The organism is Methylotenera sp. 1P/1 (assembly GCF_000384355.1).
Lineage (GTDB): Bacteria > Pseudomonadota > Gammaproteobacteria > Burkholderiales > Methylophilaceae > Methylophilus.
This window is the reverse complement of sequence record NZ_ARWC01000001.1, coordinates 2111516-2136057: the sequence shown is the minus strand read 5'-3', so window position 1 is coordinate 2136057 and position 24542 is coordinate 2111516. Positions and strand designations below refer to the sequence as shown.

General features: G+C 45.8%; 29 protein-coding genes, 1 tRNA gene and 1 riboswitch. Of the genes, 15 read left to right on the top strand and 15 right to left on the bottom strand.

All coding sequences use genetic code 11. The features are described from left to right. The first annotated feature begins 27 nt into the window (after positions 1-27). Positions 28-2082 (top strand): TonB-dependent receptor, encoded by a 2055-nt coding sequence (locus A3Q3_RS0110235; protein ID WP_020183496.1) that lies wholly within the window; start codon positions 28-30, stop codon positions 2080-2082. A gap of 38 nt (positions 2083-2120) precedes the next feature. Here A3Q3_RS0110235 and A3Q3_RS0110230 read toward each other — a convergent pair whose 3' ends face one another. Continuing rightward, a complete protein-coding gene (locus tag A3Q3_RS0110230; protein ID WP_020183495.1) occupies positions 2121-2906 on the bottom strand; it encodes an SDR family NAD(P)-dependent oxidoreductase in 786 nt (261 codons plus the stop codon). A gap of 20 nt (positions 2907-2926) precedes the next feature. Continuing rightward, positions 2927-3934, bottom strand: coding sequence for a zinc-binding alcohol dehydrogenase family protein (locus A3Q3_RS0110225; protein ID WP_020183494.1), 1008 nt, complete (start codon positions 3932-3934; stop codon positions 2927-2929). 105 nt (positions 3935-4039) lie between these two features. Here A3Q3_RS0110225 and A3Q3_RS0110220 point away from each other — a divergent pair, with 105 nt between their 5' ends. After that, complete coding sequence (locus A3Q3_RS0110220) at positions 4040-4945, top strand: LysR family transcriptional regulator (RefSeq protein ID WP_020183493.1); 906 nt, start codon at positions 4040-4042, stop codon at positions 4943-4945. A 4-nt stretch (positions 4946-4949) separates the two neighbouring features. Here the strand turns inward: A3Q3_RS0110220 and A3Q3_RS0110215 are convergent, their stop codons facing one another. After that, the gene (locus tag A3Q3_RS0110215; RefSeq protein WP_020183492.1) at positions 4950-5351 is read right to left on the bottom strand and encodes a diacylglycerol kinase; all 402 of its coding nucleotides are present in this window, start codon (positions 5349-5351) and stop codon (positions 4950-4952) included. An 88-nt stretch (positions 5352-5439) separates the two neighbouring features. Here A3Q3_RS0110215 and A3Q3_RS0110210 point away from each other — a divergent pair, with 88 nt between their 5' ends. After that, a complete protein-coding gene (locus A3Q3_RS0110210) occupies positions 5440-5712 on the top strand; it encodes an oxidative damage protection protein (protein ID WP_025223558.1) in 273 nt (90 codons plus the stop codon). 132 nt (positions 5713-5844) lie between these two features. Here the strand turns inward: A3Q3_RS0110210 and phoU are convergent, their stop codons facing one another. Beyond that, positions 5845-6549, bottom strand: coding sequence for a phosphate signaling complex protein PhoU (phoU, locus tag A3Q3_RS0110205; RefSeq protein WP_020183490.1), 705 nt, complete (start codon positions 6547-6549; stop codon positions 5845-5847). Between the two features lie 82 nt (positions 6550-6631). Beyond that, entirely contained in the window at positions 6632-7291 is a 660-nt protein-coding gene (rpiA, locus tag A3Q3_RS0110200) for a ribose-5-phosphate isomerase RpiA (protein WP_020183489.1), read from the bottom strand. A 97-nt stretch (positions 7292-7388) separates the two neighbouring features. On the opposite strand from rpiA, the gene ilvA reads away from it, so the two are divergent. Then, on the top strand, positions 7389-8909 hold the full coding sequence (gene ilvA, locus A3Q3_RS0110195; RefSeq protein ID WP_020183488.1) for a threonine ammonia-lyase, biosynthetic: 1521 nt from the start codon (positions 7389-7391) through the stop codon (positions 8907-8909). A 211-nt stretch (positions 8910-9120) separates the two neighbouring features. Next, on the top strand, positions 9121-10272 hold the full coding sequence (locus A3Q3_RS0110190) for a glutaminyl-peptide cyclotransferase (RefSeq protein WP_020183487.1): 1152 nt from the start codon (positions 9121-9123) through the stop codon (positions 10270-10272). Positions 10273-10331: 59 nt separating this feature from the next. On the opposite strand, the gene A3Q3_RS0110185 is transcribed toward A3Q3_RS0110190, so the two are convergent. Together A3Q3_RS0110185 and A3Q3_RS0110180 are read right to left on the bottom strand one after the other, a co-directional pair. Beyond that, positions 10332-10985 (bottom strand): pyridoxamine 5'-phosphate oxidase family protein, encoded by a 654-nt coding sequence (locus tag A3Q3_RS0110185; protein ID WP_020183486.1) that lies wholly within the window; start codon positions 10983-10985, stop codon positions 10332-10334. Between the two features lie 48 nt (positions 10986-11033). Then, positions 11034-11492 (bottom strand): EVE domain-containing protein, encoded by a 459-nt coding sequence (locus tag A3Q3_RS0110180; RefSeq protein WP_026361873.1) that lies wholly within the window; start codon positions 11490-11492, stop codon positions 11034-11036. Positions 11493-11556: 64 nt separating this feature from the next. On the opposite strand from A3Q3_RS0110180, the gene A3Q3_RS0110175 reads away from it, so the two are divergent. Next, positions 11557-11916, top strand: a complete 360-nt coding sequence (locus tag A3Q3_RS0110175; RefSeq protein WP_020183484.1) for a DUF2237 family protein — start codon at positions 11557-11559, stop codon at positions 11914-11916. A 469-nt stretch (positions 11917-12385) separates the two neighbouring features. Here A3Q3_RS0110175 and A3Q3_RS0110170 read toward each other — a convergent pair whose 3' ends face one another. Together A3Q3_RS0110170 and A3Q3_RS0110165 are read right to left on the bottom strand one after the other, a co-directional pair. Then, positions 12386-12688 carry a cell division protein ZapA gene (locus tag A3Q3_RS0110170; protein ID WP_020183483.1) on the bottom strand — a complete coding sequence of 101 codons (303 nt, stop codon included), beginning with the start codon at positions 12686-12688 and terminating at the stop codon, positions 12386-12388. Beyond that, positions 12688-12918 (bottom strand): hypothetical protein, encoded by a 231-nt coding sequence (locus A3Q3_RS0110165; RefSeq protein ID WP_020183482.1) that lies wholly within the window; start codon positions 12916-12918, stop codon positions 12688-12690. Before A3Q3_RS0110165 ends, A3Q3_RS0110170 begins: the two co-directional genes overlap by 1 nt. A gap of 95 nt (positions 12919-13013) precedes the next feature. Further along, a riboswitch (cobalamin riboswitch) is annotated at positions 13014-13227 on the top strand. 153 nt (positions 13228-13380) lie between these two features. On the opposite strand from A3Q3_RS0110165, the gene A3Q3_RS0110160 reads away from it, so the two are divergent. The 6 genes from A3Q3_RS0110160 to A3Q3_RS0110135 all read left to right on the top strand — a co-directional run bounded on the left by A3Q3_RS0110160 (position 13381) and on the right by A3Q3_RS0110135 (position 18282). Continuing rightward, complete coding sequence (locus A3Q3_RS0110160) at positions 13381-15321, top strand: TonB-dependent receptor (protein ID WP_020183481.1); 1941 nt, start codon at positions 13381-13383, stop codon at positions 15319-15321. A 77-nt stretch (positions 15322-15398) separates the two neighbouring features. After that, positions 15399-15986 carry a hypothetical protein gene (locus A3Q3_RS0110155; protein ID WP_020183480.1) on the top strand — a complete coding sequence of 196 codons (588 nt, stop codon included), beginning with the start codon at positions 15399-15401 and terminating at the stop codon, positions 15984-15986. Positions 15987-16042: 56 nt separating this feature from the next. After that, positions 16043-16720 carry a 5,6-dimethylbenzimidazole synthase gene (bluB, locus tag A3Q3_RS0110150; protein WP_020183479.1) on the top strand — a complete coding sequence of 226 codons (678 nt, stop codon included), beginning with the start codon at positions 16043-16045 and terminating at the stop codon, positions 16718-16720. Beyond that, complete coding sequence (locus A3Q3_RS0110145; RefSeq protein WP_020183478.1) at positions 16717-17544, top strand: cobalamin-binding protein; 828 nt, start codon at positions 16717-16719, stop codon at positions 17542-17544. The genes bluB and A3Q3_RS0110145 overlap by 4 nt, the downstream gene beginning before the upstream one ends. A 1-nt stretch (position 17545) precedes the next feature. Then, entirely contained in the window at positions 17546-18073 is a 528-nt protein-coding gene (gene cobU / locus A3Q3_RS0110140; protein ID WP_020183477.1) for a bifunctional adenosylcobinamide kinase/adenosylcobinamide-phosphate guanylyltransferase, read from the top strand. A gap of 2 nt (positions 18074-18075) precedes the next feature. Continuing rightward, positions 18076-18282: an RNA-binding S4 domain-containing protein gene (locus tag A3Q3_RS0110135; protein WP_020183476.1), complete on the top strand. Its 207-nt coding sequence runs from the start codon at positions 18076-18078 to the stop codon at positions 18280-18282. A gap of 13 nt (positions 18283-18295) precedes the next feature. Here the strand turns inward: A3Q3_RS0110135 and cobC are convergent, their stop codons facing one another. The 5 genes from cobC to lysM all read right to left on the bottom strand — a co-directional run bounded on the left by cobC (position 18296) and on the right by lysM (position 21604). Further along, positions 18296-18862, bottom strand: coding sequence for an alpha-ribazole phosphatase (gene cobC / locus A3Q3_RS0110130; protein WP_020183475.1), 567 nt, complete (start codon positions 18860-18862; stop codon positions 18296-18298). Then, on the bottom strand, positions 18859-19653 hold the full coding sequence (locus A3Q3_RS0110125; RefSeq protein ID WP_020183474.1) for an adenosylcobinamide-GDP ribazoletransferase: 795 nt from the start codon (positions 19651-19653) through the stop codon (positions 18859-18861). Before A3Q3_RS0110125 ends, cobC begins: the two co-directional genes overlap by 4 nt. After that, positions 19650-20696, bottom strand: coding sequence for a nicotinate-nucleotide--dimethylbenzimidazole phosphoribosyltransferase (gene cobT, locus A3Q3_RS0110120; RefSeq protein ID WP_020183473.1), 1047 nt, complete (start codon positions 20694-20696; stop codon positions 19650-19652). The genes A3Q3_RS0110125 and cobT overlap by 4 nt, the downstream gene beginning before the upstream one ends. A 93-nt stretch (positions 20697-20789) precedes the next feature. Beyond that, positions 20790-21083 (bottom strand): hypothetical protein, encoded by a 294-nt coding sequence (locus A3Q3_RS0110115; RefSeq protein ID WP_020183472.1) that lies wholly within the window; start codon positions 21081-21083, stop codon positions 20790-20792. A 20-nt stretch (positions 21084-21103) separates the two neighbouring features. Next, positions 21104-21604, bottom strand: a complete 501-nt coding sequence (lysM, locus tag A3Q3_RS0110110) for a peptidoglycan-binding protein LysM (protein ID WP_020183471.1) — start codon at positions 21602-21604, stop codon at positions 21104-21106. Between the two features lie 201 nt (positions 21605-21805). Here lysM and A3Q3_RS0110105 point away from each other — a divergent pair. From A3Q3_RS0110105 to A3Q3_RS0110095, 3 genes are all read left to right on the top strand, one after another. After that, a tRNA-Phe gene (locus A3Q3_RS0110105) sits at positions 21806-21881 on the top strand. A gap of 264 nt (positions 21882-22145) precedes the next feature. Next, a complete protein-coding gene (locus A3Q3_RS0110100) occupies positions 22146-22637 on the top strand; it encodes a c-type cytochrome (RefSeq protein ID WP_020183470.1) in 492 nt (163 codons plus the stop codon). Between the two features lie 247 nt (positions 22638-22884). Further along, on the top strand, positions 22885-23283 hold the full coding sequence (locus tag A3Q3_RS0110095) for a hypothetical protein (protein ID WP_020183469.1): 399 nt from the start codon (positions 22885-22887) through the stop codon (positions 23281-23283). 169 nt (positions 23284-23452) lie between these two features. Here A3Q3_RS0110095 and A3Q3_RS13875 read toward each other — a convergent pair whose 3' ends face one another. After that, positions 23453-24325: a beta-1,6-N-acetylglucosaminyltransferase gene (locus tag A3Q3_RS13875; RefSeq protein WP_020183468.1), complete on the bottom strand. Its 873-nt coding sequence runs from the start codon at positions 24323-24325 to the stop codon at positions 23453-23455. Between the last annotated feature and the right edge of the window lie 217 nt (positions 24326-24542).

The following is a 24542-nucleotide window of genomic DNA, read 5'->3' as shown; positions in this document are numbered from 1 at the left end:
TTCTGCTATTTATTTGAGGATGTTTCAATGTTGCCAAACTCACCCTATACGCGTGCTCATGTCGCACCCACTGCTTTAAAATTAAAATCCATACCACTGATTGTGAGTTGTCTGATTAGTCATGCCGCACTCGCCGATGACGCTAATGCCATTCATTTGGAGAGTATTCCTGTGACAGGCAATCCGCTGGGGGTGGCTTCAGATGAGCTAGTGGTGCCAGTCTCTGTACTCAATGGCCGTGAGCTGAGCCTACGCCGTGAGGGTACCCTAGGTGAAACGCTCAACGGTATTCCCGGTGTGACCGCTACGCAGTTTGGGCCCAATGCCTCACGGCCAGTGATCCGCGGTTTGGATGCCGAGCGCGTACGCATTATGCAAAATGGTATTGGTGTATTGGATGCATCTAGCCTTAGTTTTGATCATGCGGTAGGAATAGACCCGCTGATTATCGAACAAATTGATGTAGTGCGTGGGCCAGCTGCTTTGCTCTACGGTGGTAGCGCGGTGGGTGGCGTAGTCAATGCGATTGATCATCGCATTCCCAAGGAGCAACTAGACGGTGTGACCGGACGTGCCGAAGCAAGATTCGGAGGGGCTGACAGCACACGCAATGCAGCCGCAGTCGTGGATGCTGGTAACGGTCAATTTGCCATTCATGCCGATGTATACAATCGCAAGACCGATGATTTGGATATTCCCGGCTTTGCTGTATCCCGCCGCAAAAGTGAGGCCGATGGTACGCCTCGTGAAAACAAGGGCAAGCTTGTGAATAGTAGTGCCGATGGCGATGGCGCAGCGTTGGGTGCAGCATTGACCTTTGACAATGGCTATATCGGCGCCTCCGTCTCTACACTCAATAATAACTACGGCGTGGTGGCGGAAGAAGCGGTGCGCATTGATATGCAAAGCCAACGTTGGGACATCGCCAGCGAGTTTACCGACCTAGGCCCTGTCGTTCACCGCGTGAAGTTCCGCTTGGCACATACCGATTATGAGCATAGCGAACTGGAAGATGGTGAGATTGGCACCACTTTCAAAAATCGCGGCATTGAGGGAAGTTTTGAAGCGGGACATGCGCCGATTGCTGGATTAAACGGCGTGATTGGCTACCAATTTAGCAACACTAATTTTGAGGCGCTTGGCGAAGAGGCGTTTGTGCCCAGCGTGAACACGCAAAACAAAGCACTTTATGTGTATGAAGAACTACCACTAGGCACTGCAGAAGCCAAACATAAAATCACGTTTGGTGGTCGTCTGGGCCATACCACGGTAGATTCTAAAACCAATGCCAACTTTGGTGCTGGGCAGGAGAATAGCTTTAACCCGCACAGCTTTGCTTTGGGCGGGTTATATAGCTTGAATGAACAATGGTCTGTGACCAGCAATCTTTCGCACAATGAGCGTGCACCCAGTTATTTCGAGCTATACGCCAACGGCGCGCACGTAGCGACCGGTCAATTTGAGGTAGGCAATACCAATTTTGATGTCGAACGCTCCAACGGCGTGGATGCGCAATTACGCTGGAAAAATAGTTTGCATAGCTTTAGCATTGGCGCTTACTACACACGCTTCAGCAATTTCATCGGCCTATTCAGCACGGGGAACGATATCGAAGTCGAACCGGGTGAGTTCTTACCAGAAGCCCAGTTCCGTGCAGTGCCCGCCGTGTTTAAAGGTTTAGAGGCGGAAGGAAAATTTACACTGACCGATCACCTGCAATGGCTAGTGCGTGGTGACTATGTGCACGCCAAAGAAACGCATACTAATGACTACCTGCCACGCATTGCACCATTACGTTTAGGCACTGGCCTGCAATATGCATTTAGCAGCTTCAGCGCACGTATTGATGTCTTGCACGCATTTAAACAAAACAACACGGCAGACAATGAGTTAGCCACGGATGGCTACACCAATGTGTCTGCCTTGTTGACCTATAAGCTACCGGTAAAAACGCATGTGGAATTATTTGCCAAGGCCAACAATTTACTCAACCAAGAGATTCGCGAACACGCCTCGTTCTTGAAAGACATTTCACCTGCAGGTGAGCGCTCACTACTGATGGGCGTACGGGCAGACTTCTAATCTCATCGCATTGCAGAGGGCATCACGCCCTCTGCGCTTTAAAACGCACTCTTAATTACACCACCATCTACCCTAAGCGCAGCCCCCGTAGTGGCTGACGCGAGTGGACTAGCAATATAAGTCACCATCGCAGCGACCTCTTCCGGCGTGGCAAAACGCTTAATGAGCGAAGTTGGGCGCACCTTGTCAAAAAACTCTTGCTCAAACGCTTCGAACGACTTGCCTGCCGCCAACGCATCTACAAAATCTTCCACGCCGCGTGATTTGGTCGGGCCCGGCAATACACTATTCACGGTAATACCGGTACCGGCTACCGCTTCGGCCAACCCTCTGGCCACTGCGATTTGTGCAGACTTGGTCATGCCGTAATGAATCATCTCTGCCGGAATTTGCACGCCACTCTCGCTGGAGATAAAAATAACACGCCCCCAGTTTGCTTGCTTCATCCCCGCCAAATACTGACGCGCCAAACGCACGCCACTCAACACGTTCACGTCAAAGAAACGTGTCCAGTCTTCATCCGGGATTTCTTCAAAGGCTTTGGGTTCAAAAATGCCCAGATTATTGACCAAAATATCCACTTGGGGATAAGCCGCCAATAATGCATTGGCCACACTCGCCTGTGTTAGGTCGCCAGCATAGCCTTGTACAGTTTGTCCTGTGGTTTGGCGAATACTCTCGATCGTTTTATCGACAGCTGCCTGTGTACGACCATTGACGATGACGTGTGCACCTTCTTTTGCCAGTGCCACGGCGATGGCATAACCAATGCCTGCTGTAGAACCGCTGACCAATGCGCGCTTTCCTTTAAGTTGTAAGTCCATACGTATTTTCCTTATTTAAATTAAAAATCTTCTAATACAATCTTGCCAATCACTTGCTGGCTTTCTAGCAAGGCGTGCGCTTGTTTCAGATGCGCCGCATTGATACGCCCTAAGTGTTGATTAAGTGTCGTCTTGATGAGACCTTGATCGACATATTGCGCAACCTGATTCAATATCTCTTGCTGTCTGATCAAATCGTGCGTATTAAACAACGCGCGCGTGAACATCAACTCCCAATGTAAGGACACACTTTTACGTTTGAGTTTTCTCACATCAAACAATTCTGGGTCATCAATTAAGGCAAACTTGCCTTGCGGTTGAATGATTTCCACGATTTGCGCAAAGTGCTGATCCGTTTTATTCAGGCTAATCACATAATCCACGGCGGTGATGTCAAGTGCCGCCAGCTGGCTTTGCATATTCTGATGATGATTGATGACATGATGCGCACCAATGCTTTGCAACCATGCAGTGCTCTCCGGCCTTGAAGCTGTGGCAATAATCGTCAGCGATGTGAGCTGCTTAGCCAACTGTACCAATACTGAGCCGACCCCACCGGATGCACCAATTACCAGCAACGATGCTGGTCTCTGCGCGCGTTGCACTTCTAATCGATCAAACAAAAGCTCCCAAGCGGTTAAGCTGGTCAATGGCAAAGCGGCCGCCTCTGCAAAACTCAGTGACTTAGGCATATGGCCCACAATGCGTTCATCCACCAATTGGTACTCACTATTGCTACCAGCTCTGGCAAGTGACCCTGCGTACCAGACGCGATCACCCGCCTTAAATTGGATGACCTCACTGCCTACGGATGCCACCACGCCAGTAGCATCCCAGCCCAATATTCTCGCAGCTCCGCTCTCTGGCGCCATGCCTTTTCTGACTTTGGTATCCACCGGATTGACTGAGATAGCTTTCACTTCCACCAATACGTCATGCCCCTCCGCATGTGGCATTGGCAGTTCCAAATCCACCAGCGCATCCGCTTCTGTGATTGCTCGGTTTTGATAATAGCCAACCGCTTTCATACCGCATCCTTTCCTATATGTTCGTGCATTCTACGGCTTAAATTATTAACAATAAACATGGTATTATCGAATTTACTTTCAATATTTTTTTGATAATCACATCGTATGGTAAGACTAGATGACATTCAAATCTTTGTACGTGTTGCCGAACACGGGGGATTTTCAGCAGCCAGCAAATCGCTGGAAATTAGTCCTGCTGTAGCGAGCATAGCGATTAAACGCTTGGAACAAAGCTTAAACACGACACTATTTGTACGCACTACCAGAAGTTTAAGCATGACGCAGGCCGGTCAACTATATTTAGAACATGCCAAGGCTGCGCTGCAAGCAATCAAACAAGGTGAGTCTGCGATTGCGCTGAAACAAGGGGAAATCAGTGGCCGATTATCCATTTCCATGCCTTCAGACTTAGGGCGCGGCATGTTGCGGAGTGCCATGAATGCATTTCAGCGCTTACACCCCAAGTTGGAAATCAAGATGATGCCGAGTGACCGCATCTTCGATTTATACAAAATGCCGGTGGATGTGGCGATACGCTACGGCACGCCTAGTGACTCCGGCTTATATGCCATCCCTCTTGTCGCGGATAACCACCGTGTGGTGTGTGCTTCACCAGAGTATTTTAACCAGCATGGAAAGCCTTTGCAGCCAGAGGATCTCTCACAGCACACTTGCTTATGTTTTATGCTGAATAATGTAGTGCACAACAAATGGCAGTTTGCACAAGCCAATGATAAATATGTTGCCACGGTCAGTGGCAATAAGGTATCGGACGATGGAGATATGGTGCGTCAATGGGCGGTAGACGGCGAAGGTATTGCCTATAAATCCAAGCTCGATGTCTTGGACGATGTGCGCGCTGGCAAACTAATCCTCGCACTAGAAGATTATGCCGCGGAGCCTGTGCCACTGCACTTTATCACCGCACAACGTGTGAGCACGATGCCGGCAGCGCATGCCTTATTAGATTATTTAAACAATGCGTTTAAAGCGTATTTGGCCAACGACTAATCACCTAGCCTAGTAACACCAAACCCCAAACCACCACAGTATTGAGCAGTGCGATGAACACCGCAGCGCTGCCAATATCCTTGGCACGTTTAGCCAGTTCATGGCGCTCAATGGAAACTCTATCCACTACCGCTTCAACCGCAGAGTTGAGCAACTCGACGATTAACACTAAAAAAACACTGCCGATCATCAAAGCGCGATGTAATGGCTCGTGGCTCAAATACAAAGCCAGTGGGATCAGCACACACGCTAAAAATACTTCTTGCCTGAATGCATCCTCATGCTTAAAAGCTGCCTTAAAGCCATCGAGTGAGTAACCAAAGGCATTCAACAAGCGGCGCAAACCAGTTTTACCTTTAAAAGGACTTTCTTGGTGGCTGGTAGAGTTAGAATTTGAGTCGTTCATGGCATCATATGGTCAAAAAGTTATCCTGCTATTTTAACATGCGTTATCATATTGTTTTGTGATGAATCGTAATCAGTTAGGGCACAACATGGCACGCACAGTACATTGTATTAAGTTAGGTAAAGATTTGGATGGAATGGACTTCCCTCCCTACCCGGGTGAGCTTGGAAAACGTATTTACCTGCAAGTTTCCAAAGAAGCATGGGCCGCCTGGCTCAAGCAACAAACCATGCTGGTGAACGAGAACCGCTTGAGTTTAGCAGACCCTTCCGCACGTAAGTATTTATCCGAGCAAACAGAAAAATACTTTTTTGGGGATGGCGCCGATACTGCTAGCGGCTATGTCCCAGAAAAACCCTAGACTTTAAATACCTAGATTTTTAAATACCTAAGTTTTGAAACACCTTGTTTAAAAGTATTCATTTAAAAATCTCCGCGGTACGTATATAAAAAAAGCACCTCCATGAGGTGCTTTTTTTATATAGCTAAGCAATCAAGAAAGCGTTTCGCGTTCGATATCTTGCAAGCTGGTATGACGAATATCTTTGCCTTTGACCATGTACACCACGTACTCGGAAATATTCTTGGCGTGGTCACCGATACGCTCTACCGCTTTGGCCACAAACAATACTTCGAGTGACATCGAAATCGTGCGTGGATCTTCCAGCATAAACGTAATCAGTTGACGCATGGCAGCGCGGAATTGCTCATCCACCTGCTCATCCTGCTTAGCCACTTCTAGGGTTTGACTCACATCCAAACGGGCAAATGAATCTAAAGAAGTGCGTAGCATTTCACGCACAATTTTCACCATGGTTTTGATTTCAGTAAACCGCGGTTTAAACATGCGGTCTTCTTCATAAATACGCTGCGCCGTACGCGCAATCTTGGTCGCTTCGTCACCGATGCGCTCAAGATCAGTAATGGTTTTCACCATCATCATAATCATGCGCAAGTCGCCGGCAGCTGGCTGACGACGCGCAATGATGTGGCTACAGTCTTCATCTACCTGCACTTCTAATGCGTTGACGCGTGCATCACTTTGCATCACATCTCTAGCCAACTTTAAATCAGCACGTAATAAAGCTTCGAGTGCGTTTACAATTTGCTGTTCCACCAAGCCACCCATTTCAAGTACTTTGGCGCGTACCGCTTCTAGTTCGGCATCGTATTGTTTTGAGGTGTGTTCAAATTGCATATGTGTATCCTAATTTATTATCTTGCAAACTTATCAAAGAGTTGTGACAACAATATGATAGTTTTTGTTATTTTTTACCTAATTACTTTTTGTAGGTTTTCACACCTTCAGACGTTGCAAGTAACAATACGTTCGCAGGTCTTGCTGCAAACAAGCCATTGGTCACTACGCCCACGATTTGATTAATCTTGGCTTCCATCGCTACTGGATCAGAAATCGTCAACCCATACACATCTAAAATCACATTACCGTTGTCTGTCGTGAAATCACGCAGCTTTGGCTGACCGCCTAGCTTTACCAGCTCACGCGCCACTTGGCTACGCGCCATTGGCAACACTTCTACTGGTAACGGAAATTTACCTAACACCGGCACATATTTGGTTTCATCACAGATACAGATAAATGTTTTAGCCACTGCCGCCACAATTTTCTCACGTGTCAGTGCGCCGCCGCCACCTTTTAACATGTGCATGTGTTCAGTAATTTCATCTGCACCATCCACATAGATATCCATACCGTCAATATTGTTCAAATCGAACACTTGAATCCCGTGACCACGTAAACGCTGCGCAGTGGCTTCTGAGCTTGCAACGGCACCTTCAATTTTGTGTTTTACTTTCGCCAGTTCTTCAATAAAGAAATTGGCAGTAGACCCTGTGCCCACCCCAATAATGCCTTCTTTGACATATTCCACTGCTGCTTTTGCTACTTGTTGCTTTAATTCGTCTTGCGTATAAGCCATTTTCAGTAAATCCTTAACTATTTCTTTTATAATACAAATAATTTCATATCATACACCGCAAAAGCCGCTTATAAAAATATGACGGTTTAAATTTCGCATGCAGACACCCGCTACCCTTTACCGTGAAAAAATAGAGCATTCCAAAGTGTATGCCGTTGCCAAAGAAACGCCTTTAGAGTTTCAGTCAAATTTATCCGCCCGCATCCATAACCGCGTACTCCTAAAACGTGAGGATATGCAGCCGGTATTTTCTTTTAAACTGCGTGGTGCTTATAACAAAATGGCCAATCTGTCGCCAGATGCGTTACAACGCGGGGTGATTTGCGCCAGCGCAGGTAATCATGCACAAGGCGTTGCATTGAGCGCACAAAAATTGGGGTGCAGAGCGGTGATTGTCATGCCGACCACCACGCCACAAATCAAAATTAGCGCGGTAAAAGCACGTGGCGCAGAAGTCGTGCTATTTGGTGACAGTTATTCCGATGCGTATGTGCACGCGCTGGAACTGGAGAAATCCCAAGGCCTGACATTTGTGCACCCTTACGATGACCCCGATGTGATTGCCGGTCAAGGCACCATTGCGCTAGAAATTCTGAAAGATCACCCCGAGCCCATCGAAGCCATTTTTTGCTGCGTAGGCGGCGGTGGTTTGCTAGCGGGGATTGCCGCTTACATCAAAGCTGTGCGCCCAGAAATCAAAGTCATCGGCGTAGAAGCCAAAGATGCGGAAGCCATGACCGAGTCACTTAAATTGGGCAAACGCGTCATGCTAGAGCAAGTGGGCTTGTTTGCAGACGGCGCTGCGGTCAAACAAGTAGGTGAACACACGTTTGCACTGTGTCAGCAATATGTAGATGAAATGATCGTCGTCGATAACGACGCGATTTGTGCCGCGATTAAAGATGTGTTTGAAGACACGCGCAGTATTTTAGAACCCGCGGGTGCACTCGCCACTGCCGGTTTAAAAGAGTATGCAAAACGCCACAACCTAACTGGCAAAACACTGATTGGGGTTGCTTCTGGCGCGAATATGAATTTTGACCGTTTACGCTTTATTGCAGAGCGCGCCGAGTTAGGTGAGCAGCGCGAAGCCGTGCTGGCAGTGACGATTCCGGAAAAACCGGGTGCGTTTAAAACATTCTGCCGCTTACTGGGCAATCGCAATATTACCGAGTTTAACTACCGCTACTCAGATCCGGTGAATGCGCATATTTTTGTGGGCGTGGCAATTCAGAGCACCACAGAGTCAGATCAATTGGTCGCAGCGTTACAAAATGAAGGCTTACCAGCGTTAGACCTGACTCATAACGAGGTTGCCAAACTGCATTTACGCCATTTGGTGGGCGGCCATGCACCACAAGCCACTAACGAAGTAGTGTACCGTTTTGAGTTTCCGGAAAAACCGGGCGCGCTGATGAATTTCTTAGAGTCCATGGGGCATAACTGGAATATTAGCTTGTTCCATTACCGTAACCATGGTGCAGACTTTGGTCGCGTACTGGTTGGCATGCAAGTGCCGCCAGAGGAAAAAACTGCATTCGATACATTCCTTAAGCAATTGGGCTACCCGTATTGGGATGAATCGCAGAATCCAGCATATCGATTATTTTTAGGTTAATGATTGACGGTTGAACCAACACCAGTGGCTCAAATCAACCATATTTAGGCTGATTTGAGCCACTTCAACCAGCCCATATTTTAACCACATGATTTAATTCATTATTTTACGTATATCAAGCCAGTATGTTTTTTGCTTGAATAGTAAACTAAATCAAAAATAAGCAATCCTTAACTATAAGGATGCATAACAACAACTTTGGAGAATATGAATGAAATTATCTTCTGCGCGATTGCCAACAGGCACGCACGTATTAATGATGGCATTGTTAATCGGATTAAGCGCCTGTGACAAGCAAGAGAACATCCCGGAAACCATTCCAGCTGAAACTGCAAAGCCTATCGTCCCTGACGCCACCACCATTAGCAGCACTAACTTGGCCTATGTAACCAGCCAAGATGCTGGCGTCAGCGTGATTGATTTAACCGCAATGTCCGTAGTAAAACAATTCGATGTGAAAGCAGAAGGCCCACGTGGGCTAGGCGTAACAGATGATGGCAAAAAGCTGATTGTTGCAACCCGTGGCAATGCGAGTATCTCGGTCATCGATACAGTCACAGGTGAAGTGTTAAAACAAATCCCCGTGGGTAAAAATCCTGAGTTCGTACGGATAAAAGGTGATTTTGCTTATGTTTCTTCTGAGCCAAGTGCAAAAGGTGGACCACCACCAGCACCCGGTGCAAAAAAAGCAGAGGAAGAAGATGATGACGATGACGAAGAAAAAATCCCAGCCAAAATTGCGGTAGTGGATTTAATCAAAGGTGAGAAAGTACGTGAAATCACCGGCGGCCCAGAAACCGAAGGCATCGAATTCTCCGCTGATGGTAAACAATTGGTCATTACCAATGAAGCAGACAACACCATTACTGTCCACAATATTGAAGATGGTAAATTGGTAAAAACCATTCACACGCACGAGTATGGCGACCGTCCACGCGGCATCAAAGTTTCGCCCGATGGCAATACCTATGTGGCCACATTGGAGTTCGGCAATAAGTTCTTAGTACTGGATAAAGACTACAACGTGTTGCGTACGGTTGATACTGGTCAAACGCCTTACGGCATTGCATTCAACCATGCTGGCGACCGCATTTTTGTGGCCACCAATAAAGAAAAAGCCCTACAAGTATTTGATGCTAAAACCTTTGAAAAAATCAAAGACATTCCAACCGGCAATCGTTGCTGGCACTTTAGCTTTACGCCGGATGACAAACAAATTCTGTTAGCGTGCGGTAAGTCAGATGCTCTATTTGTCATTGATGCAGAGAAGCTTGAAGTCACCAAGCAAATAGAAGTGAAAAATATGCCTTGGGGTTTGGTCACTTATCCGAAAGCCATGGGTAGCTTAGATACTAAAAAGTAATTTCGTTTAGCTAAACAAAAAAGGCGCTTCATGCGCCTTTTTTATTACATGCTTTCAAGTTAGCCCTTACCTTGCTGCACCAACTCACCGTACTGCTCCGGCGAGATTAAGCCTTGTTGCGCCGCTTTGGCTTGGGTATCTGCATCCAATACCGGTTGCAACGGTTCAATGCGCTTCCACTGCGCGATGGGCGTTTCACAGTGGGTTTGCGGCACGTATTGACTGGCTTGCTGACGAGTATAGCGGTGAATATAACGCGGACAATTGATAAACATCTCTTCTATTGTCACTCGCACAATCAACTGTGCTTCGTGGTATTCCACCAGCAGTGGATCCTGCTTATGCACGCTGGCAGTACCATGCACGCGCACGCGATGCGGCGTTTCAAAATCGATAAATAGCATGCCGACTTTATGGTTTTGTGTCATGTTGCCCATCGATAAAAACATGCCATTGCCATCATAACTGGGGAAAGCCAAGGTCTTACTGTCCACCACTTTTACAATTCCCGGATTGCCGCCTTTATAAGAGCAAGTTGGGAAACCACGATGATCAATGGTGGTCAGAAAGAACATATCACGGCTTTCAATAAACGCCTGATGTTCCGGCAATACCTCTGGCACGACAATAATGCTATTGACTGCATCGGCCAAAGCCGTGGTATCGAAATCCGCCTGCAATGCCCGATGTTGCGGTCCGTATAAATCTGACATGCGCTACCCCTGTAATGTTGTAACTTAGTTTAAATAATGCATCGTGCCCTACTTTAATAACTCCAGAATATACGCCCAATCTTTGGGATCTACTGGCGTGATGGACAACCGATTACCGCGCTGCAAAATGCGTAGACCCTCTAATGCCGGCGTTTCCCGCATCTCCTTTAGGCTGAGCAAGCGTGTTTTACGTACTAGTTTTACATCGACATTAAACCAGCGCGGTGTTTCCTGCGTGGCTTTCGGGTCAAAGTACTTATGACCTTGCACAAATTGTAGGCGATCCGGGTACGCCAATGAACTGACCTCACAGATACCAGCCACGCCGGGCTCCTCGCAATTAGAATGATAGAACAACACCCCATCACCCACTTGCATCTGATCGCGCATAAAATTACGTGCCTGATAATTGCGCACACCATACCAATCTACCGTTTGATTCGGTCTGGCCGCCAAATCATCAATTGAAACATCCCCCGGCTCAGACTTCATTAACCAATAACGCATCTCTATATCTCGTCTAATCATTTTCTCGTATCATACGATGGACTTAGTTTTAAATGGAATAGCAATGGCAAAAAATGTACTTGGCACACCACTACAAACGTGTAGCACCAGCCCGATGACCGGATTTACACGTACTGGTTGTTGTGAAACCGGCCCGGAAGACAATGGCAGTCACACCGTATGCGCACAAATGACAGATGAGTTCTTGGCATTTTCGTTCTCCAAAGGCAATGATCTTTCCACCCCAAGATTAGAGTTTGGATTTACCGGACTCAAAGCCGGAGATCGCTGGTGTGTGTGTGCTGCACGTTGGCTGGAAGCTTCAGAAGCAGGCTTCGCCCCGCCTGTGGTGTTGGAAGCTTGTCACGAAAGATGCCTAGACATTGTGAGTCTGGCGGATTTGAAATATCACGCACTGAGATAAAGATAAAAACAAATTCAGAAAGTTTTGAATTTACACATCAAAATTTAAGGTGTTTGAGTGGTGCTTTGCATAACATCAATTGAGACGAGGCATTTGAGCAACCTTGTTCAAGCGAATCTAAAACAAGGCACTTGAGCGAACGCAATACACTAAGTACGAGGAACGAAAGTAACGCAGTGTCAGCGAGACTTCAACAAGGTTAATTCTCTTTGGTGTTACCTGAGCCGTTAATCCTGAACCAAAAAAGTTCAGGTGGTAACAGCCTAAAGCGCTTTAGGTTCACTCACCAAGGGCTACTTAAAAGCAGACCCAATTTAGAGCGATCACACCGCACCCGAATAGCCGAAACCTATAACAAAGACTAGTTCAAGGAATTTAGACTCAGGCAACACCAAAGAAAACGTTACGCCAAAAGATTATGTTTTAGGATGTTAAAACGTATTTGTGACGTTGAAATGAAGTGATTTGGCTACAACAGCTTATTTTGCAAAGAAATCGCCTCATCAATCTGGTTTTGCATAGTAAACATCCTACGCTTAATATCACCCACGTCAACTCCACCAGATTTAGTATTCAGCAACTCATGAGAAATGTTCAGAGCTGCCATAATAGCAATTCGTTCCACGCCCACAATCTTTCCCGCATCGCGAATTTCGCGCATTTTATGGTCTAAGTAATCCACCGCTTCCAGCAAGCCCTGACGCTCATCGTCTGTGCAAGATACTGTGAACTCACGACCCAGAATCTCAATATCAATTGGTTTTGAAGCCATTAAGATTGCCCCTCAGCCGGCAAAGTGCCAAGTAAAGTTTCCAACTGGTCACTGGCTTGCAGCATATTGCTTTTAAGACGTGCAGAGTCTTGCGCCGCTTTGGTCAGTTCAGATCGCAATTGCTGATTCTCATCGCGCAACGTTGCACAAACGCCGATGAGTTTACTCACTTTGTCTTCTAAACTTTTTAAATCAATCTCCATGCGCCCACTATAATTGAAAAAATTCATTAGCGTCAATAGCTAACGTTCACTATTCAAAGTGAATTAGCATGTTTCAAAATTTCTGTTGTATAAAAATTTTTAAGTCAGCGGTTACTTCGCTATAATAACGCCTGTTGTTAGGTGCTGGCATTGCATTTCTGCAATCCGGTGAAACTGGGAAACAGGTGCATTGTGTTTTACGCAATTATTCCTGTGCTGCCCCCGCAACGGTAAGTGATTTGAGATTTACCACATGCCACTGAGCTACATTCGCTTGGGAAGGCGTAAATCAGATTGTCACAAGCCCGGAGACCGGCCTACACAACATACGCTCAATCATGGGCAAAGTTTGGAAATGCCGCGGGGTGACGGTACATCAAAACGAGTGCCATGCGTTATTGCCCCCGTTGCGGTCTGTTCATCTCAATGTATTCCCATTCATACAATGCATCTTGCATGCGGGGACGCGTGTACATCAGGGAAAAGAGAATGAACAAAACTATTATTGCCAGTCTGATTGGACTGGCTTTCAGCAATACTGCTTTTTCGGCAGAAAATATCGACTTAGACGAGATTACGGTTAAAGCCAACCGCTTTGAGCGCAAAGAATCTGAAACCACTTATGCTTCAGAAATCCATACTGCAAAACAAATTGAGACATCTGGCGCACCTACGTTATACGATTATCTGACACAACAAACATCCTTAAATGTGTCACCTAACATTGGCAACCGTGCAACACCCGCGATTAACATGCGTGGCTTTGGCAATGAGAATGGCTATCAAAATGTGGTCATCACAGTGGACGGCCAGCGATTAAACAATATCGATCTACAACCTGCTTTATTAGCAGGCATTCCATTAAGTAATATTGAGCGTATTGAAATCAGCAAAGGCAGCGGCTCTGTTATTTATGGCGATGGAGCAACTGCTGGTGCGATACAAATCTACACTAAAGCTAAGTCTGGGGTAACCGTGAATACCTCTTTAGGTAACTTTGGACAAAAAAACCATGCTATTTCAGCAGGCATTTCAGAGCAGTACATTGATTTATCAGCTAACCTAGCCCATGACAGCTATGACGGTTTTAGCAAAAAAGACGCCTCTGGCCATAAAGATCAATTCACAAGTAACAGTCAAAACGCCAAACTCAAGATTAAGCCTACCGATTTTTTACGCTTCTTTGCGGAGGGTACCAGCTCACGCAATGATATTCGTTATGTGAACCCAATGACGAAAGCACAATTTAAAGATGACCCTAAGCAAGCTAACGGCACTTACAATCATCAATCATTCGATACCGACCAATGGCAATTGGGTGCTGAGTGGGACATTCTTAAAAACCTGCAATTGCGTGCAGTGCACTATAACGAGGACAAGTTCTCAGAGTTTATTTCTGCCACCCCCTCTACTGCAAACTCCATCTACAAGAGCAACGACATCAGCTTACGCTATCAGACAGACAGCTTTAGCCTGATTACCGGTTATCAGAACTTTGATGGTGAGCGTAACCGTTTTAGTGATTTCTTTGGTGTAACCTCTGACAAAACCACCAAGAAAAACGAAGCTGTGTACATACAAGGTGAAGTAAAGTTAGCTGATTGGACCCTCTCTGGGGGGGCGCGCGATGAAAGTGTGCGCTACAATTTCAAACCCGTCATCAACCCATTTGGCACAGCAGCAGCCAAAGAAAAACAGGATATTGATGCTTGGGATATTGGCGTGAATTATAAAGTTAACTCAAGCTTATCCATTTTCACCAATTACAACCAAGCCTATCAAGCGCCTGACATTGACCGTTTATTCGGTTTTGGATTTGGCTTTAATGGTTTTATCGAGCCCGCTAAAACCAGAACCCTCAATCTAGGCCTCAATCACATCAGTGATAAAAATCGTTTAAAAGTGACTACGTTCTACACCAAACTAGATGACGAGATTTTTCTCGATGTTGCTACCTTCTTGAATACCAACATTGATAGATCCCACAAATATGGATTTGAGATTCAGGACTATTTCCAGATTAATGAGCAATTGAGTACATCGCTTATTTATAACTACACGCGCGCTAAAATTGATCGTGAAGATCGTGGTGCTGGCGCCTACAATGGCAAAGACTTACCAGGTGTGCCGAAGCATTCTGTCGTCGCGAATTTAAATTGGAATTTTTTCACAAATGCACATCTCAACTTAAATCACACATGGCGTTCACGTGCCTATGCGTTTAATGATCTTGAAAATAATTTTGATCAAAGACAGAGTGCTTATGAGTCAACGAATATTGCTTTAAATTACCAGTTCAAAAATATTCAGCTATATACGGCTATCAATAATCTGTTTGAACATGAAAACTCCATACAAGTCGCTGATGACTCTATCTACCCAGTAGACTTTGTGCGTACATGGCGTATTGGTATGAAGGCAGATTTTTAACCAGGGATTTATGATTAAAGTGACATAGTGGTATGATTAGATTTTTACCACTATGTGCACTTGCAATAAGAGATACTATGTCAAAAAACTCGGCTTTAAGCGTTAAAACCCAACTGTTAGTTGCTGCGGCAATTAGCTTTTTTATGCTACTTACACGCGGTAGCCACGTGCTCACTAGTGTTGCACTGCCAGATGCAAGCTTAGCGCTGTTTTTGTTGGGTGGTATATATTTAGGCAGCAAGTTATCTAGCCGCTTGCTGTGGTTTGCTGCTTTTTTTACGTTAGCAACGGTGATTGATTTTGGTGCCGCCGCATTTGATCCAGCACAAGGCTTTTGCTTGACCAATGGCTATTGGGGATTGATTCCAGCCTATGGCGCGATGTGGTTGGGTGGTGTATGGTTAGCCAAACAAAATGACGCATTCAACCTTCTGCCTTATGTATTGGTAAGCCTGGTGACCACTTTTATTGCCTTTGTGATTTCCACACAAACCTACTATCTATTCTCTGGTCGCTTTCCAGCGAACGGTGTGATCGAATCTATGCAACATGGTTGGGAATATCTGCCTAGCTGGGTGGGCTTCTCGATGATGTATTTTGCCATCGCTTGGCTTACTGTCTTGGCTTTTCGCAATATCAAAGCACTTCAAACTTCGAAAGTGTAATGCGCTATGTTTGTACAAAAAGCCGCTCATATTAAGCGGCTTTTTTTATCGCTCAAATGACTAATCGACACGCTTATACCGAAGCCGAACAAGCCGCTATTTACAAAGCCATTGCGGAGCGACGCGATATGCGGCATTTTTTGCCTACGCCTATTGCGCCAGAACTACTGACTAAGCTATTACAAGCCGCCCACCATGCGCCTAGCGTGGGTTTGATGCAGCCTTGGCGTTTTATTCGTATCAGTGACCCTTCTTTACGCAAAGCCATTCATGCACAAGTGGACGCAGAACGTATTAAAACTGCGCAAGCCATTGGTGAGTTTGAAACTACTGCTCGCATGGCAGAGTTTATGCGCTTAAAAGTAGAGGGCGTCTTGGACTGCGGCGAGGTGCTCGTTGCCACTTTATGTGACCACAGAGAAAAACATATTTTTGGCCGCCGCACACTACCCGAAATGGACATAGCCTCCGTCAGTTGCGCTATCCAAAACATGTGGTTAGCCGCACGAGCCGAAGGCATTGGCATGGGCTGGGTATCGATGTTTGACCCTGTGAAACTCGCTAAACTACTTAATATGCCCGATGGCGCAAAGCCAATTGCTATTTTATGCTTAGGTTATGTCAATAGCTTTTACAAAGCGCCGATGCTGGTTGAGGAAGGCTGGGCCAAAGAAAAACCACTTGCTGAGATGCTCATGGAGAATCAATGGCAAAATGATGTGGAGTCCAAATGAAAGCCTTACCCCAGCGCATTGTTTGTTTAACTACAGAAACGGTAGAAGTGCTTTATTTATTAGGCGAGCAAGATCGCATTGTCGGCATTTCCGGCTACACCACACGCCCAGCAATTGCACGCCAAGAAAAGCCCAAGGTCTCAGCCTTTACCACTGCCAAAATCGACAAGATTTTAGCGCTAGCTCCCGATTTAGTGCTTGGCTTTTCTAATCTACAAGCCGATATTGCTGCGTCGCTCATTCAAGCTGGCATAGAGGTACATGTGTTTAACCAACGATCTGTTGACGATATTTTACGCATGATACTGACCACTGGCCGCTTAGTTGGCGCAACCGATAAAGCTGAAACCATTGTGCAAGATATTCAGCATCAAATTGAAACAGTACGCAACTCAGCTGCCAATTTACCACGCAAACCCAAGATATATTTTGAAGAGTGGGATGCGCCCATGATGTGTAGCATTCGCTGGGCAGCTGAGTTGATTGCGATTGCGGGCGGTGAAGATTGTTTTCCTGAGTTAAGCCAATATCACAGCGCGCAAGATCGTACAGTCACCCCAGCACAAGTGCTAGCGCGCATGCCAGACATTATTATTGGCTCTTGGTGTGGTAAAAAATTTCAACCAGAACAAGTGGCGGCACGCGAAGGTTGGCACAACATACCCGCCATTAAAAACAATATGGTATTTGAGATAAAATCAGCTGATATTTTACAGCCCGGCCCATCCGTATTTACATACGGGCTGACACAACTGCAAACAATTATTCGACAATGGAGCCACGCCAATCACATGCAAAACCAACTTACTGCAGAGGCAACATAATATGGCGCTACATTTAATACTAGGCGGTGCACGTTCCGGCAAAAGCCGTTATGCAGAGAAGCTGGCAGCACAACTAGAACTGCCAGTGATTTATATTGCAACTGCGCAAGTCTATGACCAAGAATTTAAGCAACGCGTGGAACACCACAAGGCATCAAGACCAAGCTATTGGACCACGATTGAACAACCATTTAACCTTGCGCAGTGTCTCGTTGCCCAAGACCAGCCGGATGTTTGCATCATTGTAGATTGCCTAACCCTGTGGTTGGCACAATGCATATGCCCAGATTGCGCACCGCTGGAAGGCGTAGACTGGCAACAAGAACGTGATCAGCTGCTTGCGGTATTGCCTACATTGCAGGCCAAGGTATTTTTGGTCAGCAACGAAGTCGGCATGGGCATTGTGCCACTCGGCGAAATCAATCGCCAATTTCAAGACGAACAAGGCAGACTTAACCAAGCCATTGCGGCCATTGCAGATCACGTGAGTTTTGTGGCCGCTGGCCTGCCGATTCAATTAAAGGGATAATAATGGAGATATTTGAATTAAAAGGTGAGCATATTGCACTGTGCGATTTGCTTAAACTCGTGGGCATTGCCGATAGCGGTGGACAAGGCAAAGCCATGGTAGCTGAAGGCATGGTGACAGTAGACGGTGAAATTGAATTGCGCAAAACCGCTAAAATCCGCGCCGGGCAAACTGTAGAATGTATGGGGCAAACCATACAAGTGCGCTAACACTACCTAGCGTCTAGCGATTTACATACTCAATCTTTGGCACTGTGCCGCAAAAGTCTAATTGCGTGACGCTGCCATAATCAATATTAAACCGGAACAACCCTTTTAATTGCATATTCAACACATGCGCCAATATTGCACGAATCATACCGCCATGCGTGACCACCAACACATGCCCTTGCGGATGCTGCTGTAATATCTCTTCGACAAAAGCCACGCCACGCTGTTGTAGCTGGCTAAATGTCTCGCCATTGGGCGGTGCCAATTCTGCGTAATTTTGTGCCCAGTGATCAAACACATCACGCGGAATATCATCCCAAGCGCGCATCTCCCAATCGCCAAAATGCAGCTCTTTGAGCCGCTCATCATGCGCAATGTTGTCTGTTACTAACGCATGGGCTAATTTCACACAACGTTGTAACGGGCTTGAAAACACGGCATCAAACGCCAAATGCTTTAGTTTATCTCTGGCTTGGGTTGCTTCATGCATAAAAGTCGCAGCTACATCGACATCAGTTTGCCCATAACAAACACCAGCTGGAATCTGTAAACTGGTATGGCGGATTAAGGTCAATCTCATACGTGCAAACTCCACACTAATACACCCAAATAAAATGCCAGCTCTGTCATTTGTTGTATGGCGCCTAAAGTGTCCCCCGTATAGCCCCCAAGCCAACGTTGGATTTTATGCGCCCACCACCACCAGACACACAGCACAGGCAAACTGGTAAGCAATATAAATAACGCTATGGTTTGCCACGCATGCTGACTCAACACCAACAACACAATCACAACTAGATAAGGCGCTAGGCCAAACATATGTGCGATTAAGGTATCTATTGTTGAGATTGCTGTGGCTAAAGGTTTCGATTTACCCTCAAACCGCACGTACACCAAGCAACGCATGACCCACACTGCAGCCAGGCGACTCAAGGCATGCCCGCTAATCAATGCGACTGGCACTACAATCGGACTCATTGCGTTTATCGTTTGAAATTTTGCAAACAACATCAAAAATAGTGCGGTAGCACCATAGGTGCCAAGGCGCGAGTCCTGCATGATAGTAAGTATTCGCTCTTTATTCCAACCACCGCCTAAGCCATCTGCGCTATCGGCCAATCCATCCTCATGAAAAGCACCTGTCAGATAAATAGTCGCGGCCATACTGATGAGGACTGCCAACGATTGCGTCAATATGAAGTGCGCCAGAAAATACACAAGGGCAGCAACCAACCCCACCAAAATCCCAATCAGAGGGAAATACTTGGCAGCATGATTCAAATCAGCGTCTTTGAAATCAGGTAAATTAGGCACCGGGATACGCGTAAAAAAACCTAGCGCCAGCAGCAAGTGACGCCACTCTTGCTTCATGACAACTCCCTTTCAGAAACACCAGCGCTCTCAAAGCTTGCCATTTCATTGAGGAAATTCACAGCACTTTGCACGAGCGGATAAGCCAGTACTGCACCCGTGCCCTCGCCTAAGCGCAAGCCAATATCCAGCAAAGGTGTTGCGCCCAAATAATCCAACAGCGCTTTGTGGGCATGTTCATCTGAACGGTGCGCAAAAATACAATAATCCAACACGGCCGGCTCCAATTTACTGGCCACCAACAATGCAGCCGTGGCAATGAATCCATCAATCAATAAAACGATTTCCTGCTCAGCTGCGCCTAACATTGCACCTACCATCATCGCAATTTCAAAACCACCAAATGTACTGAGCACAATATGAGCTTCTGTTGTTTGTAGTGCATGGTGCTGAATTGCCTGCGTTAATACATGTATTTTATTGGCTAATCCTGCATCATCTAACCCTGTGCCACGACCCACACATTGGGTGATAGGTATGCCTGTGAGCACACTCATTAAACAGCTGGCACTAGAGGTATTGCCTATGCCCATCTCACCAAAGCCCATGATGTTGCATCCTGCTGCGATTTCGGAACGCGCCAACTCGGCACCGCGTGTCATAGCAACATCGCATTGCGCTAAAGTCATTGCTGGATACTCTAAAAAATTGGCCGTGCCCATGCCAATCTTGGCGTCTATCAAGCATGTATCCGATGCAAAAACATGGTTCACCCCTGCGTCGATCACACGTAACTGCATCCCAACTTGGCGACTAAACACATTAATCGCAGCTCCACCGGCAAGAAAATTCAACACCATTTGGGCAGTCACTGCTTGCGGATAAGGGCTCACACCACTTTGAGTAATGCCATGATCACCGGCAAATACCAGCATCGTCGGTTGCTTGAGTTGCGGCGTTAAGGTTTGTTGAATCAACCCCACTTGTAAGGCAATAGCCTCTAGCTGGCCGAGCGCGCCTTGCGGTTTGGTTTTGTAATTGATCTTATGGGTCAACGCATCTTTAAGCGTTGTATTGAGTGGCGTAATAGAAAATTGTGTCATGCCATATTTTACATGACATCAATAGAATTCATCCCGCCCAACGTATGCTGTGCGGGATGATAGATACTGTTTTGTTAATTCAGATAGCGCGAATTAAGGTGCAGTTGCTTCATGTGCAGCTTCTTTAGCTGCTTTAACTGCATCTACAGCAGATTCTTTAGCGTCTGCTGCAGCGGCTTCCGTTTTTGCTGCGGCCTCTTCTGCACTCTCTACCACTGCATCTTTAGCCTCTGTAGCTGCCGTTGCAGCTGCATCTTTAGTGGCATCAATCGCTTCGCCCATTTCTGCTTTTGCATCAGCAGCGGCCTCTTCTGTTTTTTTGCTACAAGCCACAGTCAATGTAACCGCCACCAAACCAACTAACAACGTACGTAATAATGCATTCATTCTCAATCTCCTCTTAAAAATTATTGTGGTGGTATGCGCAATACTTGGCCCGGGTAAATTTTATCGGGATGGCTTAACATGGGCTTATTCGCCTCAAAAATCTTCATGTAAGCATTGGCATTGCCGTAATACTCTTTCGACACTTTAGACAAAGTATCACCACGTACCACCGTATAAAACTGTGGCTCAGCCGCCGCCTCTTTCACGCCCAACTGATCTTGCACGTGTTCCACACCTGCAACGTTACCACAACACAATAATATTTTCTCTTTGATTTCCTGCGTCTCTGCCATGCCTTGTACGATGACCGTTCCTGAAGCACCATCAAAGCCTATAGTGAGTCCATCCGCTGATAGATTCATTTTGGCAACATATTCCGCTATCGCATTGGCGGCAGCACGATTAGCGGCGTCTATATTGACAGGCGTAGGCTCTTTTTTCGCCACTACTTCTGCGGCTTTTGCCTCACCCGTACCAAATAACTTTTCACCAGCTTCTTTAATAAATGCAAATAAACCCATGTGCTTCTCCTTATTGTGTATGCCTGCAGCAAAATGTAATCGCAGTAAGTTGTAAATCAGGATGACTACAAGACCATCATAGTGCAATTGTTTTGCGGTGACTACCTGCCGATTAATTAATTTTGTAAAGGTTTATTACAAAACAGAGTTTGTTTGCTATAATGCGCGGCTTGCAATTCACATCAGTGCAATTGCAACGCTGGCCGGGTAGCTCAGTCGGTAGAGCAGCGGATTGAAAATCCGCGTGTCGGCAGTTCGATTCTGCCCCCGGCCACCAAATTTCGCGAAGATGCGTAAGCAGATTTGCAAAATTTAAGTTGGGTGATTTTTCCAACGACCTCCAGCATTTAGAAAGCTCACAGAAATGTGGGCTTTTTTATTGTTCAAATCTTACTGTTCAGGCTCAACAACAAACTCGCCTGACTTTTACGCCTCAGTACCTTTTCAAGCACTCGTCTCAAAACATCCTACGGAACTTTCATTACCCGGCCAAACTCACAACAGTAAGGGATGCTTGATTCATTATCCGATGAGGAGATTTATGATGCAAAACTACCCAACCAAAGTAGCGTTAATCACAGCCAGCGTTTCATTGTTATTCTTTAGTAACCTATCGTTTTCCGACCAAAATTTTGTAGATACCAAATCCGGTCAAGCATTGAAGATTGATGCTAAGTTGTTCGATACGGCTGAGTCTAAGCAATTTCTGAGCACCGGAATCAACCCTTATAGCGGCAATGCAGGAGCTATTGCCAGTGGCAAAAAGCTGTATCAAAGCTACTCTTGTGGGCAATGCCATGGTGCGCAAGCACAAGGTCAGACGGCAGGCGGTTTAATTGGCCCTCGCTTTAACCATGCCAAAAGCAGCACCGATAAAGGTATGTTTGAAATCATTTGGGCCGGCACCAACGGCGGAATGAGCGGTAAAGGCAAAGGCGTGATGGATCCAAGCAACCAAAGCAATGGCTTGTCGCCTGACGAGGTATTGAAAGTGATGGCTTGGGCCCGCAGCCAAGGTGAGGCAACAAAATAACCTATTGCTTATCAAGCTGCCGAATTCTCACTTGCCCCGGCAGCCAGTACTTAAAAAGCTCAAAGAAATGTGGGCTTTTTTCATTTCATGGCCTATATAGCTCGGCTGTAAGCCAGCAACTGCCATGCGATCAGGTACTTACGTTTATTGGTCGGCTTAGTCCTACATTAATTTAGGATTTAACCGACATTTTAATTTTCCACTAAAGCGCTTAATGCAATATCACAAGTCTTTTTAGGATTTTAAAATGAACAAACTCATCAACACTCTATTTGCAGCATCTCTTGTTTTAAGCTCATATTCTGTATATGCGGCTACCACAGAAAATAATACCGATGATGGAAGCGCGATTGGTACTGCCGACTCGCCACAGCATCAACGTCAGCAAAGCCGCACCGATAAAGGCCCTACTGACGTGAATCAAGATAGCTTGCATGATGATGCAAAAAACTTAGGCAATTCAGAATCTCCCCAGCATGTTCAGCAAAACAAGAGAACCGATAAAGGTGCATCCGAAGCACCCAAACCTCGCCATCACAAATCGAAAAATAAAGTTTTAAAGTCTAAAGATGAAAACGCAGGGACGACGAAAGGTAATCCAGTGCAGCCATCTGAGCCTGAAAGCGCGCCACCAGCAACCAACTAGACCATTGAGTGCTTAGCAAGCGGTATTTTGAATAGTGGAATACCGCACGGCCACGTATCGGCAGTTCGATTCTGCCCCCGGCCACCAATTAAAATAATGGGTTAGTTAAAAGCTAAGCCGTTTTTAACACCAACAAATTAAGTTTTGTGTAGCAATCAGCCACGTTATGTCAGTTTGTACTGCTGGCACAGGCTGTTGTGATGTTATTAGGAGAGTTGCTTAGATAGGATTCAATTTCATCCAATATTGCATCATCTTCTGTAGAGTCAAATTTACGCGCAAACAAATTATGGCTAGAAGTTAATTGCTTCGAGTCCGCATAGGTAAACGTCCGAGGGCGTAATTTGATGTCTCCATCAGGAATCCAATCTATAAAACGCAAATCATCTTGGATAACGTCCCCATGACAATTGTTGTTCATCATTACAGTTTGAAAGAACCCTTCATCTGCAATAAAGCTGTTCTTATAAAAACTTTTATATCGTTGAGACTCTTTTGAAGTGGCAGCAAACTCACAAAATCTTCGGCTCACAATCATCCACTGAGTGCCTATATAGGGCGTTACTCCTTTCAAAAATTTGCGGCGAATATTAGGCCTAAAAATTTTGCTTCCTAATTCATAACAAAAATCTAGCACTCTATGCATCGTATCTGGCCGGTGCTGAAGTTGATCCAGCGCCTGAATATATTCTTTATTAGGATTCTCAGTTAAGAAACTACGAATAAACTTTTGCGTTTTTAATGGAAAATCCTGCCCACTAAGGTTAATAAAATGCGTCCACTCTTGATTGATTTGTAAAAGCCTGGCCATTCCACGCAACTCAATATTGACTAGACTATATCCTCCCCATAGTGCCTTTTCTGGCTTAAGCAACTCTGCATTAGGGTAGTCATTTAAAAACATTTGAATGTTCTTAGAAATTTCTGGACCTGAAGTTTTGTCTATGTGGATTAAATAATGATTAAGAGGGTGGTGAATTGCTTTGAACATGCGCTTGAATTGTTCTGGATACCGGTGTACCAGAATGAGGTATGCAATCATATCTATCCCTTTACTAAAAACAGGATACTGATTGCCTGCGCTCCTGAGTTGTTATTGTTTAAAGGGAATAGACAAGGCGCATTCTTATCTTTTACCTATATTGGGATGAATGTGGAGAATTCAAGTGGAACAAGTTCTACTGACTCGTGACCACTTAATCCTCTCTGTGGCCGCCGCTCAACCTTGTGAACTGAGTTAAGCCGCAACCGGAACCCGT